The organism is Pseudoalteromonas sp. ABE4_541, from assembly GCF_056312285.1.
This window is the reverse complement of sequence record NZ_JBSVEM010000008.1, coordinates 141,365-158,299: the sequence shown is the minus strand read 5'-3', so window position 1 is coordinate 158,299 and position 16,935 is coordinate 141,365. Positions and strand designations below refer to the sequence as shown.

General features: G+C 41.3%; 20 protein-coding genes. 5 read left to right on the top strand and 15 right to left on the bottom strand.

Going from position 1 to position 16,935, the window contains the following annotated elements; genetic code table 11:
* Nucleotides 1-226: 226 nt before the first annotated feature.
* From ACW689_RS10260 to ACW689_RS10250, 3 genes are all read left to right on the top strand, one after another.
* Complete coding sequence (locus tag ACW689_RS10260) at nt 227-2,665, top strand: EAL domain-containing protein (protein ID WP_476290958.1); 2,439 nt, start codon at nt 227-229, stop codon at nt 2,663-2,665.
* A 113-nt stretch (nt 2,666-2,778) separates the two neighbouring features.
* A complete protein-coding gene (zur, locus tag ACW689_RS10255; RefSeq protein WP_476290956.1) occupies nt 2,779-3,213 on the top strand; it encodes a zinc uptake transcriptional repressor Zur in 435 nt (144 codons plus the stop codon).
* A gap of 71 nt (nt 3,214-3,284) precedes the next feature.
* Nucleotides 3,285-3,752: a chemotaxis protein CheX gene (locus tag ACW689_RS10250; protein ID WP_476290954.1), complete on the top strand. Its 468-nt coding sequence runs from the start codon at nt 3,285-3,287 to the stop codon at nt 3,750-3,752.
* A 33-nt stretch (nt 3,753-3,785) separates the two neighbouring features.
* Here ACW689_RS10250 and ACW689_RS10245 read toward each other — a convergent pair whose 3' ends face one another.
* The 6 genes from ACW689_RS10245 to ACW689_RS10220 all read right to left on the bottom strand — a co-directional run bounded on the left by ACW689_RS10245 (nt 3,786) and on the right by ACW689_RS10220 (nt 8,828).
* Nucleotides 3,786-4,211 carry a secondary thiamine-phosphate synthase enzyme YjbQ gene (locus ACW689_RS10245; protein ID WP_476290952.1) on the bottom strand — a complete coding sequence of 142 codons (426 nt, stop codon included), beginning with the start codon at nt 4,209-4,211 and terminating at the stop codon, nt 3,786-3,788.
* Between the two features lie 32 nt (nt 4,212-4,243).
* Nucleotides 4,244-5,332 (bottom strand): alanine racemase, encoded by a 1,089-nt coding sequence (gene alr, locus ACW689_RS10240; protein ID WP_476290950.1) that lies wholly within the window; start codon nt 5,330-5,332, stop codon nt 4,244-4,246.
* Between the two features lie 11 nt (nt 5,333-5,343).
* The gene (dnaB, locus tag ACW689_RS10235) at nt 5,344-6,723 is read right to left on the bottom strand and encodes a replicative DNA helicase (protein WP_476290948.1); all 1,380 of its coding nucleotides are present in this window, start codon (nt 6,721-6,723) and stop codon (nt 5,344-5,346) included.
* Nucleotides 6,724-6,853: 130 nt separating this feature from the next.
* Nucleotides 6,854-7,795: a DUF4097 family beta strand repeat-containing protein gene (locus tag ACW689_RS10230; protein WP_476290946.1), complete on the bottom strand. Its 942-nt coding sequence runs from the start codon at nt 7,793-7,795 to the stop codon at nt 6,854-6,856.
* 9 nt (nt 7,796-7,804) lie between these two features.
* Entirely contained in the window at nt 7,805-8,275 is a 471-nt protein-coding gene (locus tag ACW689_RS10225; protein WP_476291044.1) for a hypothetical protein, read from the bottom strand.
* Nucleotides 8,268-8,828 (bottom strand): RNA polymerase sigma factor, encoded by a 561-nt coding sequence (locus ACW689_RS10220; protein ID WP_476290944.1) that lies wholly within the window; start codon nt 8,826-8,828, stop codon nt 8,268-8,270. Before ACW689_RS10220 ends, ACW689_RS10225 begins: the two co-directional genes overlap by 8 nt.
* Nucleotides 8,829-9,176: 348 nt before the next feature.
* Between ACW689_RS10220 and ACW689_RS10215 the strand changes: the two genes are divergently transcribed.
* The gene (locus ACW689_RS10215; protein WP_476290942.1) at nt 9,177-10,526 is read left to right on the top strand and encodes an HTTM domain-containing protein; all 1,350 of its coding nucleotides are present in this window, start codon (nt 9,177-9,179) and stop codon (nt 10,524-10,526) included.
* A 7-nt stretch (nt 10,527-10,533) separates the two neighbouring features.
* The gene (locus tag ACW689_RS10210; RefSeq protein WP_476290940.1) at nt 10,534-10,959 is read left to right on the top strand and encodes a DCC1-like thiol-disulfide oxidoreductase family protein; all 426 of its coding nucleotides are present in this window, start codon (nt 10,534-10,536) and stop codon (nt 10,957-10,959) included.
* Nucleotides 10,960-11,123: 164 nt separating this feature from the next.
* On the opposite strand, the gene ACW689_RS10205 is transcribed toward ACW689_RS10210, so the two are convergent.
* The 9 genes from ACW689_RS10205 to rpsF form a co-directional block, all read right to left on the bottom strand.
* Nucleotides 11,124-13,151, bottom strand: a complete 2,028-nt coding sequence (locus tag ACW689_RS10205; RefSeq protein ID WP_476290938.1) for a DUF7305 domain-containing protein — start codon at nt 13,149-13,151, stop codon at nt 11,124-11,126.
* Nucleotides 13,152-13,670 (bottom strand): PilW family protein, encoded by a 519-nt coding sequence (locus ACW689_RS10200; protein ID WP_476290936.1) that lies wholly within the window; start codon nt 13,668-13,670, stop codon nt 13,152-13,154.
* 8 nt (nt 13,671-13,678) lie between these two features.
* On the bottom strand, nt 13,679-14,155 hold the full coding sequence (locus ACW689_RS10195) for a prepilin-type N-terminal cleavage/methylation domain-containing protein (protein ID WP_476290935.1): 477 nt from the start codon (nt 14,153-14,155) through the stop codon (nt 13,679-13,681).
* Complete coding sequence (locus ACW689_RS10190) at nt 14,149-14,610, bottom strand: pilus assembly FimT family protein (protein ID WP_476290933.1); 462 nt, start codon at nt 14,608-14,610, stop codon at nt 14,149-14,151. Before ACW689_RS10190 ends, ACW689_RS10195 begins: the two co-directional genes overlap by 7 nt.
* Nucleotides 14,597-14,992, bottom strand: coding sequence for a type IV pilin protein (locus ACW689_RS10185; protein WP_476290931.1), 396 nt, complete (start codon nt 14,990-14,992; stop codon nt 14,597-14,599). Before ACW689_RS10185 ends, ACW689_RS10190 begins: the two co-directional genes overlap by 14 nt.
* 323 nt (nt 14,993-15,315) lie before the next feature.
* Entirely contained in the window at nt 15,316-15,768 is a 453-nt protein-coding gene (gene rplI, locus ACW689_RS10180; RefSeq protein WP_476290929.1) for a 50S ribosomal protein L9, read from the bottom strand.
* A 35-nt stretch (nt 15,769-15,803) separates the two neighbouring features.
* Nucleotides 15,804-16,031, bottom strand: coding sequence for a 30S ribosomal protein S18 (gene rpsR / locus ACW689_RS10175; RefSeq protein ID WP_002962753.1), 228 nt, complete (start codon nt 16,029-16,031; stop codon nt 15,804-15,806).
* An 11-nt stretch (nt 16,032-16,042) separates the two neighbouring features.
* Complete coding sequence (gene priB / locus ACW689_RS10170; protein WP_476290927.1) at nt 16,043-16,369, bottom strand: primosomal replication protein N; 327 nt, start codon at nt 16,367-16,369, stop codon at nt 16,043-16,045.
* Between the two features lie 33 nt (nt 16,370-16,402).
* Nucleotides 16,403-16,744, bottom strand: a complete 342-nt coding sequence (gene rpsF / locus ACW689_RS10165) for a 30S ribosomal protein S6 (RefSeq protein WP_070986357.1) — start codon at nt 16,742-16,744, stop codon at nt 16,403-16,405.
* Nucleotides 16,745-16,935: the final 191 nt, after the last annotated feature.

Below are 16,935 nucleotides of genomic sequence, written 5' to 3'. Positions count from 1 at the left end.
TGCTGCACTATCTTTTAAATAAATAGATAGTGTTGAATAACGGTATTATCCATGTGAATAGTTGACTTTAAAAGGACATTACTGAGAATTTATCCGCGCTTTTTAAACGCCCTACGTACAATTTACCATTCTGGACTAGACTTAGCAGAGCATAACTTCTCTTTTTACGGCGTTTGATTGTATAAGTGACAGTTGTATATCAACTCAGAGCAATGAGCCTTGCACTATGAAAGTTTTATACTCGATTAATATTAAGCTTTGGCTTAGCGTACTCGCTGCGATGGTGCTCGTGCTTTTTTCTGTCGGCATCACTTTGCATACTTATTACGCTCAGCTAGACACACTGCTAGCAAGCAGCAAGGCCATATTAAAGCGTGAGCTCCCCGCGTTAAAAGTAGAGATAGAGCAAGAAATACTATCCAACCGACTAGACAACATACAAGTAGCCATTAACACCAAAATGAACACTGACAGTTATCAAAATGTATCAGTCATCGCACCAAACGGTCATGTGATTGCAGACGCCTTTCCTGAACAAATTTCGCTTCACTATACACAGGTAGATAAGCATATTAGCGCAAGTACAATCCAACATATTTTGGCATCAAAACAAACATTCATTGATTATAACGATGTAACGCATAGCTATTATGCTTATGCTCCCTTACAAAATGATCAGAATAATTTAGGCGTACTATTTGCTAAATATAACGTCCACCCAGAAGTACAAAGCCTGATCGATACTACTTTGACCAGAAGCGCGATTGTTGCGCTATTGATCTTGCTACCACTCACTTGTATTGCACTATTTGCCTATATTTTTCTTCACAAGCCAATACAACAATTGATTTTTGTAGGGCAAAAGTTACAGAATTTGGAATTTGATCATAGGGTAAAGATTAAAGGCAGTGGCGAGCTTAAAATGCTCGCCGACAGCGTTAACAGCATGGCCGATAACCTCCAAGAAAAAGTTGCCGCACAAAAAGCGGCTGAGCAATATGCACTGACTAAGCACAATTTACTTGAAAGCATATTTGAAGCTTTACCCGATCTTTTTTTTGTTGTTGATGGCGAAGATAACATCATTGAGTTTCACAGTGGCAATCATGCGGACTTGTACGTGCGAGAAAGCCAGCTTATTGGTAATAATTTGCCTGGGCTATTGCCACGAGATATCGCAAAGCGATTTAAGTATGCCATTGCTGAAGCACGAAGAAATCAGTGCCTCTCTCATATAGAGTATCCACTACCAATCAATGGTCAGACCAAATTCTTTGAAGCTAGACTCTCAGTGATGCCTTTGTCTGAAAACATTGTCATTGTTGTCAGAGATATCACCCATAGAAAGCAACAAGAAGACATGATTTTTCACCATGCTTTTTTTGACGCACTAACCAATTTACCCAATCGATTCTTAGTTATGGAGCGCCTGACTCAGCACATAAAAGAAGCGACTCGCAACAACTCAAACATAGCGGTGATGTTTATCGATCTAGATGATTTTAAAAAAGTGAATGATTCTCTCGGGCATGATGCCGGTGATAAATTGCTGATTGCGTGCGCCAAAAGACTGCAAACACTTTTACGATTAGAGGACACGGTTGGTCGTTTAGGTGGCGATGAGTTTGTTGTGCTATTGGGCAATATCCATAATTTAGAAGATGTAGAACCGATTGCAGCCAACTTGGTAAAAAAGTTTCAAACTCCACTAAAAATAGATAATCGAGAATTTTGTATCTCTTTGAGTCTAGGCATTGCACTTTATCCGCTTGATGGCACCACACCTAGTGAATTATTACGTAAAGCTGATTCTGCAATGTATCACTCAAAACAACAAGGTCGTAATACCTACTCATTCTTTACAGAGCAGATGGGACAAGATCTATCTCGACGACTTGAATTAGAAGAGCACCTTAGAAAAGCATTACACCAAGATGAATTTGAAGTTTACTATCAACCTCAGTTTTGCTTGAAAACAAATGAGCTTATTGGCGCTGAAGCATTGCTGAGGTGGCACAATAGTGAGTTGGGGTTTGTGCCACCTGACGAATTTATTCCTCTCGCAGAAAGTACTGGTGAAATCATTGAGATAGGTAAATTTGTACTTCAAACAGCCACACAGCAAGCTAAAAAGTGGCATACACTATTAAACAAACCTTTCAAAATAGCAGTAAACCTGTCACCTAGGCAGTTCAAGGACCATAATCTCATTAAGGATATTGAAATATACCTCGAGCAATCAAATATTCCCGCATCATTATTGGAATTAGAAATTACAGAAGGCGTTTTACTCTCTGGTGACGAAGACGTAAAAGATGCCTTAAATAATTTGCATCAGCTCGGTTTAGTCATATCGATGGATGATTTTGGTACGGGCTACTCATCACTCAACTACTTACGACAGTACCCTTTTGATATTTTAAAAATCGATCAGAGTTTTGTGAATGATTTAATGATTAACGGCGAGGCCAGCGAATTGGTTAATTCAATCATTTCAATGTCTCACACACTCGGCATTAAGGTTGTTGCAGAAGGCATAGAAACATTATCACAGCTAAAGGTATTAGAGCGCTTTCGTTGCGATATAGGACAAGGCTATTTACTGGGTAAACCCATGCCATACCATGAGTTTGAAAGCTGGGTGGGCATGGCCAGCACAGGATAAATTTGGCGTAAAAAAGCAACCCACATAACGCATTTTTGGAATAACTTTTCTCTAATATAAGACTATTAAAAAGAATGTGTTAGTATTGCCTTGCAAGGGGAAGGGCAAGAACAATGAATATAGATCGATTGATTAACAAAGCAAAACTAGTGTGTGAAAACAGGGGCGCACGATTTACGCCTATCCGAGAGAAAGTATTTCGCTTGATGGCCACCAAAAAAGGTGGCGTGGGCGCGTATGATTTACTTGAAGAGTTAAAAGTCACCGAATCGGCTGCTAAACCGGCTACCATTTATCGAGCTTTGGATTTTTTATCCGAGCTTGGCTTTATTCATAAAATTGAAAGTACGAATTCTTTCATGCTGTGTCACCATTTTGACCATATTCATCCTGTTCAACTGCTGATCTGTGATAAATGTGGTAATGTCGACGAGTTGCACTCTGATGCTATTTCTCACGAATTAAATAACTTAGCCGCAGAAAAAGGCTTTACCGTCAGTGCGCAAACAGTAGAAGCGCATGGTCGATGTGAAAAATGCAAAGAGTAAGTGCATCTCATGCGAAAGCACACTACACTAAAATTCTGTCTCTAAATTAATATGGAGTTAAGGGAAGTCATATGAAAGTAGAGTTTATAAACCCCTTTTTGTCATCACTGATAAATGTATTGGCAACTATGGCACAAACGGAATTAACGCCAGGTAAACCTAAAATAAAGAAAGATGAAGTTGCTCAAGGGGATGTATCAGGCTTGATAGGTATGGTTGGGCCGCAAACAAAAGGCTCATTCTCTATTACTTTTGATGAAAGCCTAGCGCTTACCATAATGGAACGAATGCTGGGTGAAAGACCCGATTCAATTAATGAAGAGGTCACTGATATGGTTGGTGAAATTACCAACATGGTTACGGGTGGCGCAAAAAATTTATTGGGTGAAAAAGGTTATGAGTTTGAAATGGCTACACCCATTGTTGTGTCAGGAAAAAACCACACCATTACACATAAATGCGATGGTGCAAAAATCATCATGCCATTTACTTCAGATGATGGTAACGCCAACATAGAAGTCAGCTTTGATACCCTTTAAAGCTCTGTACGCCTGCCTCAATATAGCCATGAGTTACATGGCTTCACCTTGCAATGTCACTATCACGGTGCGATGTGATGCATAGTCACGATGTTCGCATAAATATAACCCTTGCCATGTCCCCCAGTTTAATCGGCCATCAGTAATTGGAATACTCTGGCTATTTCCGATCAAAGTGGATTTGATATGTGCAGGCATATCATCCGGCCCTTCATAAGTATGAACGTAATAGGGAGCATTTTCCGGTGCCAACACATTAAAGTGACTTTCCATATCCTGTCTGACTGAAGGGTCAGCATTTTCGTTAATAGCCAATGAAGCTGAAGTATGTTGAATGAAGATGTGTAGCAAACCGACCTTAACTTCTCTGAGCTCTGGTAGCTGTCCTAACAGCTCCTCCGTGATAAGATGAAACCCTCTTTGTCGCTTTTTAAGTATGATCTTTTTCTGTAGCCACATATTTTCGCGCAACCTTTAATTTGTGTTCAGCCCTAACTACTTGCATTGAGATACTCGTAACTCACCCTTGGCGTAACATTGCACAACAACTCATAAGGTATGGTATCTGCGTAGACCGCAATTTCTTCCACTGGTAAATTTGGCCCCCACATTTCAACTTCATCACCCACTTGAATACCGACGTTATTTTCACCGATATCGACCGTGATCATGTCCATGGAGACACTGCCAACAATACCAAAACGCTGCCCTCGGATCATCACAGGTGTTCCTTGCTTTGCATGACGGGGATAACCATCACCGTAACCCATTGCAACTACAGCTAATTTAGTTGGTTTATCACTTTGCCAACGACCTCCATAACCTACGGGTTCATGCGCTGGCAAATTCCGTATCGCGATTACTCGCGTTGTTAAGCGCATCACAGCTTGTAAACCATGCTCTTGACCCGTTGCATTTTGCATCGGTGATACACCATAGAGCATTAAGCCGGGGCGGATCCAGTCATAGTGGCTTTGTGGCCACCCAATAATGCCCGCCGAATTAGCTAAGCACAGTGACTCTGACTTATCTTGAACTAGTGCCCTAAACTTATCAATTTGACTCTGTGTTTTGTCATTATCAGTGTTATCAGCACAGGAAAAGTGCGTCATTAAGTTCACATTGCCTTTGACATTATGTGATGCTTTTAGGCGGGTATAGAAATTCTCCAATTGTTCAGGTTCAATCCCTAAGCGGTGCATCCCCGTATCTATCTTAAGCCACGCTGCTATTGGCGCGTCCAAGTTCGCACTCTCCAACGCTGTTAATTGATATTCATTATGAATAACCGTTTGGAAGTTATTCGCGAGTAGAATTGGAATATCACTCGCATCAAAAAATCCCTCTAACAACACTATCGGCTTAGTCAGTCCACCAGCTCTCAATGCGAGCGCCTCATCAATACGAGCAACAGCAAACGCATCCACGTTTTTGAGATGCTGCGCAATAGTCACAAGCCCATGACCATATGCATTCGCTTTCAAGACCGCCATGATCTGCGCATTGGGTGCCAAAGTTTTAATATGTTCTACGTTATGCGCTAATGCACAAAGGTTAATTTCTGCCGCCGCCAACTTCATGTGCGACTCTCCTAGTATTCGTCGTCTACCGCAGGACCTGCGTAATTATCAAATCGAGAGTATTGCCCTTGGAAGGTTAACCTAACCTTACCAATCGGACCATTACGCTGTTTACCGATGATAATTTCTGCGACGCCTTTTTCGGGGCTGTCTTCGTTATATACCTCGTCACGGTAGATAAACATGATTAAGTCGGCATCCTGCTCAATTGAACCAGATTCACGTAAGTCGGAGTTTACTGGGCGTTTGTCGGCACGTTGCTCTAGCGTACGGTTAAGCTGTGATAATGCAATAACAGGACATTGTAGCTCTTTGGCCAACGCTTTTAAGGAACGTGAGATCTCTGCGATCTCCAAAGTACGATTGTCAGATAAACTTGGCACTCGCATCAGCTGTAAGTAATCCACCATGATCATACTGATCCCACCATGATCACGCGCAATACGACGTGCTCTTGAACGTACATCTGTTGGCGTCAAACCCGAGGCATCGTCAATATACATTTTACCTTTGTCCATGAGTAACCCCATGGTAGATGATAACCTGGCCCAATCATCATCATCTAACTGACCCGTACGCACTTTGGTTTGGTTAATGCGTCCTAGTGACGCCAGCATCCTCATCATGATTTGCTCTGAGGGCATCTCCAACGAGTAAATTAAAACAGGCTTATCTTGTGTCATAGCCGCATGCTCAGCCAAGTTCATGGCAAACGTTGTCTTACCCATTGATGGACGAGCCGCGACAATGATCAGATCTGATGGCTGTAAACCAGCGGTCATTTTATCCAGATCCGCATACCCTGAACTCACGCCAGTCACGCCGTCTTGCGGAGACTGATATAATTCTTCAATTTTATCGACCGTTTTTTCTAAAATGCTGTGAATGCTTTGCGGACCTTCCGTGCTCTTTGTGCGTTGCTCAGCAATTTTAAAAACTTTACTTTCTGCTAAATCAAGCAATTCATGACTGTCACGCCCTTCTGGATTAAAACCTGCTTCAGCAATTTCATTCGCCACACCAATCATTTCACGCACAACGGCACGTTCGCGTACAATATTCGCGTAAGCGTCAATATTGGCAGCACTAGGGGTATTTTTGGCAATCTCAGCCAAGTACGCAAAGCCACCTACGTTTGCCAATTGATTATTCTTTTCTAAGTTTTCTGAGATGGTGATCAAATCAATGGGATTACCCATCTCAACTAACTTTTCCATTGCTTCAAAAATAAGCTTATGCGTGCGAGTATAAAAATCTTGCGCAACAACCAGCTCTGCCACTCTATCGAATGCTTGATTATCGAGCATCAAACCACCCAGTACGGATTGTTCAGCTTCTATGGAATGGGGAGGAACTTTTAGGGTATCTACTTGAAGATCTGATTTGGCCATAACACTGCATAATTTGAAAGTCAGAGGACTATTTTATCTGCTTGACCAATAAGTGCAATGCAATATGGGGGTTGATGGGGCAAATGCTTTAGCATACGACTTTATACTGTAAAGTCGTATGCTATCTTGATTAGTGCTTTTTAAGCTCAATATGACCACTGACCGTATCGATTTCTATATCCGCATTGCCATCCTTTAACACAAACTCAAGTGCTCGTGATGGGCCATATTTGGCTTTTTTTACCTTATCGTCACTCAGTTTATTAACAACGTTACCACCTGCGTGCATATCTATATCGAATCTCGCTGAAATATCTTCAGGGAAATACAACATCACATCACCACTCACCGTATTCATATTAATATTTGCTTTATCGTTTAAGCCATTAATATATATTTCAATCTCACCATTGACGGTGTTTAAACGAAGATCTGAAAGCTTATCCATGCGCAAGTCAACTTCACCATTGACATTTTCTAAGCGTATATCTTGCGCCTTTGTGTCGCTTTTAATATCGCCATTAACAGCGTTGAATCTTAGCTTACCCCCTGAATTTCTGTCACTAATTCCGCCATTGACGGTTTCATAGTGAATAGCACCATTCAGTCGCGACCCTTCAATGTCACCGTTGATTGTTTGTAGAGAAACCTTACCTTCTAAATCAGAGACTTGAATGTCACCCTTAACGGTTTTAATACGGGTACCTGCATGCAGTTTACTGGCTGTAACATCCACACTTACTCCTTCCAAGTCCAACTCACTGGTTTTGGGCATGAAAATAGTCAACTTTGAACCATCATGAGAGTTTTTCCACCCTCGATATTGGTTTGGCATTTTAACTATAAATTCAGTGACCGAACCTTCCGTTTTAAGCGTGTAGCCTTTTGCTTTTTCATCCAGGGTTCCCGTTACTTTGAAACTGTCTTCATCCCAAGTTTTGATATCAATATATCCGCGCTGGTTTTCTATTAAGATTTTTCCTTGCTTTGGCACAGAAATCTTCTCATCAATCTTTTCAGACGCAACGGTTACAAGTGGCAGTAACGCGAGTCCTACAAATAATGCTCTCATTTTATTCTCCTAAATTTGTTGCCAACTAGGCTCATGTACCTTGTTAATTAAATCCAATTGTTGCTGATATACCTGAGCGAGCATTTTCAATAATGCCGCGTTATCTGGGTCATTTTTTAGCGCCGATTTTATTGCCTGCTCTGCATCTTCTAGCTCTTGCAATTGCACTTGCCAGTCGGCAGTCACGGCCGGCTGAGCTTCATATTGAACCAATAAGCTTTGCTTTTGCTGTTCAAAAAAAGCACTCATATTAGCCATGTTATTGGTCTGAGGTTGCTTAATCACGACTTGCCAAGCAAGTAGTCCAGCCACTATACAGGCTGCTACTCCTGTTACTTTTGGCCAATAACTTAGCTGCTGTTCACTGTTATTTTGTGCAATAGCACGCTCTATACCCAGCCATAGTTCTCTATTTGGAGCCAGCTCTTTAGGTTGCTCTAATGACTCTTTCAAAAAAGTCTCAAAATCAGCCTTACTCATTTTCATACCACTCCTGCAAAAGCTGCCGTGCGCGATGATATTGCGACTTACTAGACCCCACTGCCATATTCAACATTTTGCCAATTTCTTCGTGTCGATACCCTTCCACCGCATGTAATACAAAAACCAAACGGGCTCGCTCTGGTAGCCTAACAATTAATTTATCCAATCCATTTAATCCAGGACACATGGCTGCACACTGTTCATTCATGCCACTTTGCTCAAAGCTGACCACTTTTTGTAACCAGTTTTTGTGCTTACGTAGATAGCTAATCGCTATATTACTGGTCACACTGTGCAACCAAGTTGAAAACTGAGATTGCCCCTGAAATTGTCCAATCTTGGTCCACAACTGTACAAACACTTCTTGAGTGACATCTTCGGCGTACTCATGAGACGCAAGCAGCCGCAAGCAAAGTCCGTAAACTCTTTTTTCATGTGCCACATACAATTGCTTGAATGCACCTTGATCACCCGCTCTGACTCGACTGATCAATTCCTCAATTGGCTGTGGTCCTGTTTGTGGCAATGCCTGTTTGGCATCTACTAACATCGTTATGTTCCCTTTCTCTTGGTCGAGCTAGCTTGATATAAATGTCGCTTGCTTTCAAGTTACTAGGTTAGACGTAGCGAAAAGATGAAAAGGTTTAAAGAGAGTTGAAAAAACTTAAAAAGACAAAATTAAATCGTAACTACTTTAAGTTTCTATGCGTGTATGTTCGTTAGTCTAATTAGCTCACAAAGATCACTTCGCATTGATGTAATTGCCTACAGGCTGCTCTATACTGCTTCTTATGTATACAGCTGCACTGACATGTAATTACATATAAGTCAGAGGTTCCCCCATAGATCTGATATTGTGAATGTAGGGGAGTTTTTTTGACATGCGGGACCCATAAAAATGCCTTTAACAAATCGTTGGTTTCAGCCCGTACACGCGAGTGCACTGGCCTTATTTCGGATTGGCTTCGGGCTTATTTTATTGCTGGATATGATCCGTTATGGCTTCTTTCTCGATATTGAACGCTATTATCAACAGCCAGATTTTTTGTTCTATTATTGGAACTTAGACTTCATTCAACCTATGTCTTCTTCTGGCATGCAATCTTTATTTGCCATTTTAGCCATTGCATCTGCTTTCGTTGCACTTGGGCTATTCTACCGCGTAAGTTTGTTAGTGTTTATATGTGGATTCTCTTACATGTTTTTATTGGATGAGTCTCGCTATCTCAACCACTTCTATATGGTTTGGTTGTTTGCTGTACTTATGTTGTTTATGCCAGCACACCGATTTTGGTCCGTAGCACATTGGCGCAAACCATTGAGCGATCCACAAGTACCATATTGGTGTTACTGGCTGCTAATTTTTCAGCTAGAAGTTATTTTGATTTATGCTGGCCTTGTAAAGGTTAATGCTGATTGGTTAGCACTTGAGCCGCTGCGCATGTGGCTTGCTCATCGCTCAGATATGCCAGTTTTAGGTCAGTTTTTCGTTCAAGATTGGTCTATCGCCTTAGCCGCTTATGGTGTTATTGCCTTGCACTTGGTCGGTGCGCCACTGTTGTTATGGAAGCCAGCACGAATATGGGTCATCTTAGTTTATGCCTGCTTCCATATTCTCAACCATTTTGTATTCACCATTGGCATTTTCCCGTGGATGACGTTATTCACAAGTTTGTTGGTATTTGGTCCTGATTGGCCGTTACGAGCATGGGCGAAGCTTAGAGGCCTTGCTTATAAATCTATCGTGCCTAATATTCCTAGCAATAATGATTCTATACACTCCAAAAGCAAAGTAGTGGTAGTAGGAATAGTATTTTGGATTTGCTTTCAAATTATGGTTCCTCTGCGTCATTTGGCATACCCAGGTAATGTTGCTTGGACAGAGGAGGGTCATCGTTTTGCTTGGCGAATGAAGCTACGCAGCAAAAAAGGGTTAATTGATTACGTAGTCCACTATGCAGATGGTAGCGAAAAAAACATCAATATCAGAAGCCACCTAAATAAACGCCAGCTTCGACGGTTACCTTGTCAGCCAGATATGATTTGGAAATTAGCTAAATTTTTAAAAGATCACTATCATGTTGATGGTAATCCCATTAAAGCTATCTACGTCGATGCGTTGTGCTCTCTAAATGGTCGCCCTTATCAGCATATTATCTCCCCTAATACTAACTTACTTGCGGTAGATTATAATATAACACCCACAGAGTGGATTTTGCCTCTAACAACCCCATTACAAAGGAAGTAGCGTAACTTTGACACATCTAGAAAAAAATATTGATTGTACAAAAAATGACGTTAATGTATCGCAAGGCATCACTATAGTATACGACGGTGAATGCCCTGTTTGTCACCATTTTGTAACGGGTATACGACTACGTAAATTAAGCGGTCAGTTACATCTGATCAGTGCTAGAGAGCAAAATAATATCTATGTCAAATCACTAAGAAATTTAGGAATAAATTTAAACGATAACATGGTTGTGATGTATGGAGATCAGGTGATAGAAGGCGCAGCGGCAATAACATGGCTAGCAGCAATATCTAGCCCATCCCACTTTCTAAACCGAGTGCTATTCTTTTGTTTTAGCTCTCCAAAACTAGGCGCTGCGCTCTATCCATTACTGAGAGTAGCCCGCTTAACCATATTGTTTATTTTGGGTCGCTCCCCCATAAAATAACTTTACTATTTCCAAAAGCTATTAGCTCATAATCTTTGTTTGAGACTCGAATGACTATTAAGCAAACGCAATAAATATTTTCTCATCTAAACACCACCAGAAATTTAAGTAATGCCAGCCAATTTACAAGTTGACCAGCATTACTCAAGTAGGTGTTTTAACGTTTATTCCGAAGGTGTGGATTGAATACTCTCTGGTAATCTATAAAACCAACGATCAAAGGTTAGAGTTGCCTTGTTAGTCGTACCACTCCCTCCAGAAGAACCGCTATTTCCTGATGTTGTCCCATTAGAGAACATTTTTAATGCTTCATCAAAGTGAAAGTCTGCGCTTCCACTACCATCGATGTAAGAGCCAAGAATGCTGCCATATATCGCACCACTTCCTTTCACTTCTACCGTTGCACGCGGCGCATAAACTAAACCATACATATCACTGCTGCCGCTAACTTTCACCGCCTTACCATCATTACTCGTATATATGCTAAATGCTGGGTGCCCACTCGTCGTCAAGCCATGTTTTTCAACTTTAATATCGGCACTCCCCCCGAGGCTTACATTCCCAGTTACTATTAATGTCAACGAGCTATCCTCTTTAATAGTGAACGATGAGCCGCCGCCAATAGAGAAATCACCATCGATTAGAAAGATCACATCTCCTCCTTCGATGGTTACCGTACCATTACTTCCTAGAGAAAAGTCTTTCATACCAAACACATACTCAAGCTCTTCATCTGGACCTACATCTTGGTATGCCTGACCAGTCTCATCGAACAAGTATACGTCCTTTTGGATTGCACTTAAGATATTAGAGCTATTGTTGTCATCGCAGTTTTTATTTTTATTTTTATTTTTATTTTTATTTTTACCATCATCGTCATCATCATCGTCATCATCATCGTCATCATCATCATCATCATCGTCATCATCGTCATCGTCATCGTCATCGTCATCATCATCGCCATCTAAACTGTCATAGCCGTCATAGCTGTCATCGTCGTCATCATCGTTATCGTCATCATCGTTATCGTTATCGTCGTCGTCGTCGTCGTCGTCATCATCGTCGTCGTCATCATCGTCGTCGTCATCACGACGGCAGTCGAAATACATCCACTTTGGTGAAAAGACGCTATTTTCATTTGACCCTACATCAATAGAAGCAAACGCATCACTATCTCCAATCACATTTTCTATGCTTGCGACAATTGAAATGGGATCACACTCTTGAGAATCTGCTGCGTACTTATTCAAAGGTGTAATATTAGGATTGACATTAAAGTGACTTGCTGAGTAGTGAATGCCATTTTGTGTAAAGTCACTGCCATTAGGAAACGTACCTGAACCGCCATATTGGATATCAAATTCATCACCAGCATTATTACCTATTGATGCTCCCCACTTCATCGTTGCATTGCCATTGGCACGCACATAGCCAGTGATCTCTCCACCTTTGTGAATAATATTACTGACAGTCAATACATTACCATCAACTCGAACTCCCCCCCCGGAGGAGATTTCTACATTGTCATTAGCTTTAACATCACCATAAATAGGCGAAGAACCCGTAAGAAAAACTCCTCCAGCTGAACTTACGTCTCCTTTAATAATAGAATGCCCTTTTAAATTAACATCGGCATTGTTACCACCGGTACGAATCAACGCGTTACTGCCTTTGGTTTCTTCATAAGTGCCAAGAGATGAGTCATAGCTGTCGATTAAGCCACTGCCTTTTAGGGTTACCCCAGTACAACCGGCAATTAAACTATCATTAATAGGAGACTTACTAGCAGGCGTAAATTTGTAATAGGCAATGATCTTATCATTTGAGTCACCACTATAACGCTCACCCGAACTGATGATGATGATAATGTCATCATAGTCAGGATGAACATGTGCACTCACGTCATACTTTAAATCGTCCCCAATTTCTCCACCGCCGGTAAATGGATCTTGGGCCGCGACGAGCTCATCTCTAGATAAGAATGGGCTCGCTTCAAGCTTTTCTCTAAGCTTAGCAGCCATTTCATAAATCCCCTTTTCCGATAAGAATCGAGCATTCATGCTTTTTTGAAAATTACCAGATAAACGCTCCTGTACGAGCGTTTCTTTCATTGCACCAAATACGATAACGCCTGCCATCGTACTGAGCAGCAAAACCTTGACAAGGGTAAACCCTTTTTGCCTATTCATCATTCACCTCACCATTATTACTCGAGTGGCAGCAAGGCTAATCACGATACCGCCTGCAAATTGTGTTGGTACATTTTCTGGGAGAACGGTTACATCGACCAACAAACCGCTGGCACTGCTACTAAATGTCAATGCCTCTAATCCCTTTAATAAATTAGCAACGCCCAAACTGGCCGCTGTACTACTGTCTTTAATCTCACAAGTAAGATAGCCATTAGTTAAAGTATAGACCTCATCGTACGTAATGGTAGGTACAGTCCCTTGGCACGAAGGGCTAAATGGGTCTTGCTGCACCGTAATAGTCAAACTGTCTACGGAAATGCTCGGCGCACTTGGCGTTTGCTTAATACTTCTAGACATAATCTGTTGCGTATAACGGATCACTTCTTGTGCATTGGCAAGCTCTTGCGCTGAAGTCACAGTCCCTTTTATGGCTGAATAAGACATCGCGATACCAATCAGTAACACTGAACCAACAGCCAGTGCAACCATTAACTCAACTAAAGAATACCCTTTGTTCATATCAATACTCACAATATTGCTGTTGGGGTACAAGTACTTGGCAGATCGACGAAAGTTGCATTAATTGTGACTTTATCGGTATTATTGCCAGCCTCAGTACTCATCTGTGCATCGGGGTTGCTATCCAAATAGGTATTGACACGCGCATCGAACCAAGTAACAGAAATTGCCATACTATTGTTTGCTGGATAGTTCTCTGCGACATCGACCGTGAATGAGCTTCTTAAGTCTTGTGGTGCTAACAGTGCACTTTGAAAACCGGCATCATTGTAATAACTTGGATTTGCATGCTGTATGGTACACAGTTGTGACCATATACGCTCCATCGCGTTTTGACTCAATATCAAAGAAACGGTGTAATCAAAACTATTCGTTGCAAATTGCAGCGATCTTAACTGGGTTGCAGCCAAGCCCAACAACGCAATGCTGGCGATCAACATAGACACTAATATTTCTACTAACGTAAAGCCTTTATTTTTTAACAAGTGTTTGTCGCCTCTTCTATCCAACTTTGCCCACTTTGTAATACACAAAAACGATAGTCTTCCGTGCTGCTATCATTATCAGTAATTAGAATATCTATCGCTTGATCTAGTTCCCCTGTAGAGCTAATCGTTCTATCAACATAGCTGATCTGAATAGAGCTGTTCGACACTGAAAATTGATCTAATGTTTCCAATGTGCCCGTACCATCATCGGCTTGCAATAGCCAAGCATCGCTCGTTGTGACCAATTGCACGCTTTTAGACTGTTTGACAGCCTCACTGCGAGAGTATTTGTAAAATGCACTCAACAAATTCGTGTTATTTGTGAGCCGATCCTGCTTAATTTGTTGCATAAATGATGGCATGGCCAATGTTGATAAAATACCCAAAATTAACAACGTAATAAGCAGTTCCATAAGGGTAAACCCAGTGCTTTTTCCCCTACCAACAATCATCTATTGCAGCTCCTTGCGTGCCAATTTGATTAAGCGTTAACGCACTACATGGGTCTTGAGATTGTACGCCGTCTTTTGGCGTTGCAGTCAATACATATGATCGAAGCTCGGTTTGGCCTGTCAGGGCACTCGGGTCATAACTGAAGGTGTAATACTCTAATGTTGGTAAGCCGTTAAAATCATTTTTTGCTGGGTAAACCCCATTTCGAGAGTAAAATCGCTCAAGTACCACAGCTGTTTTTAATAATTCCTGCTGTGCTTCTGAACGCCGCCCATCGATGAGTGCTTCAATATAAGTCGGATATGCAACCATCCCCAAAATTGACACAATTGCCGCAGCAACCAGTAACTCAGTCATTGAAAAACCTTGAAAATTCTTCATTAAGCCTCCAGATAACTCCCCAAATAAAGGACAGCGCTGTCAATTAATACGGTTAAAATTATAACAATAATTATAGCAGTACTTAATTACTATTAATTGTGTTTATAAGTTAACACTGGTTATCAAAAATTGATATTTGAACCTACCATTAGATGACAAAATTTATATGCCTATTCCGTTATTACTAATAATTGGTGCTCTGTAACATTAATAATGTGCACGAAATAACAAGATAAGTACTGAAATTAGAGTTGTTTTTGTATATTCAGATAGGAAAATAAAAAACCGTGCACTGGCGTGCACGGTTTTGCTTAATTTATAAATTAAGCTTCAGCGATAACGATTACTTTGATAGTAGCTGTTACGTCTGAGTGTACTGCGATTGCTACGTCAAATTCACCAGTCTCACGGATAGTACCTAGAGGTAGACGAACTTCTGATTTAGCAACTTCAACACCAACAGCTGAGATAGCGTCAGCGATGTCACGAGTACCGATAGAACCGAATAGCTTACCTTCGTCACCAGCTTTAGAAACTAATGTAACTTCTGCTAATGCTTCAAGTTTCTCAGCGCGTGCTTGTGCAGCAGCTAATTCTTCAGCGATTTTCGCTTCTAAATCAGCACGACGTGCTTCGAAAGTTTCGATGTTTGCTTTAGTCGCAGGAACTGCTTTACCTTTAGGGAATAAGAAGTTACGTGCGAAGCCAGATTTAACAACAACCTGGTCACCTAGGCTACCTAGGTTAGCGATCTTGTCTAGTAGAATAACTTGCATGTCTCTACACCTTTTAAAAACTGTTAGTCAGCTGCTTACTTGTGTAAGTCAGTGTATGGAAGAAGGGCTAAGTAGCGAGCACGCTTGATAGCAGTTGCTAGCTGGCGCTGGTATTTAGCGCTAGTACCTGTGATACGGCTAGGTACGATTTTGCCACTTTCTGTTACATAGTTTCTAAGAGTAGCTAGATCTTTGTAATCGATTTGTTGTACGCCTTCCGCTTTAAAACGGCAGAACTTACGACGTCTGAAATAACGTGCCATGAGTAATTTCCTCAATTAATTCTTTCAATATGTTGTGCGTGTAATACCAGTTGACTCAAGCCATTTCGGCTTTCGTGGCGGTTTAAAAAACCTCGAACTTGTATTGCTTGCCCAACGTATAAATGCTGAGTTTGATCCTGGAATTGCTGCCCACTGGCGACCACCTGAAGTCGAACATAACTGTTACGGTTAAGATCGGCTTCTACTTGCATTGATTTATGCTCAAGCACAAATATACAGTGTGGAATGCCTGCTGGGCTTTGATTAAATTTGGGTGTTTTACAAATCACGCCCGAAAGCACATATTGATTTGTATACAGGTCAGCCTGTTGTTGCACCGCAAACCCTCAAATGTCCAGAGTCAATAACGATTAAGCAGTAGCTGCTTCTTTTTTCTCTTCTCTTACAAGAGGAGATGCTTCAGTTACAGCAGTTTTAGTACGCATAACTAGGTTACGTAGTACTGCATCGTTGTAGCGGAAAGAAGTCTCAAGCTCGTTGATTACTTCAGTTGGTGCTTCAACGTTCATAAGAACATAGTGTGCTTTATGAAGCTTTTCGATTGGGTATGCCAATTGACGACGACCCCAGTCTTCTAAACGGTGGATAGTACCGCCAGCTTCAGTGATAGAACCAGTATAACGCTCGATCATACCAGGTACTTGCTCACTTTGATCTGGGTGAACCATGAATACGATTTCGTAATGACGCATGGATATTCCTTACGGTTAATATAGCCTTATCCCGTTTCGGCCAGTCGGGTGAAGGCAAGGAACTAAATGTGATAGCCGAAAGAGCGCGTATTTTACGCGTAGTCGGATTATTAAGCAATATAAACTTTTATTAGGAACTGTTTTTTTGAAATATCGAAGGTAATCAAAAGGTTGAAATGATATGCAAGACC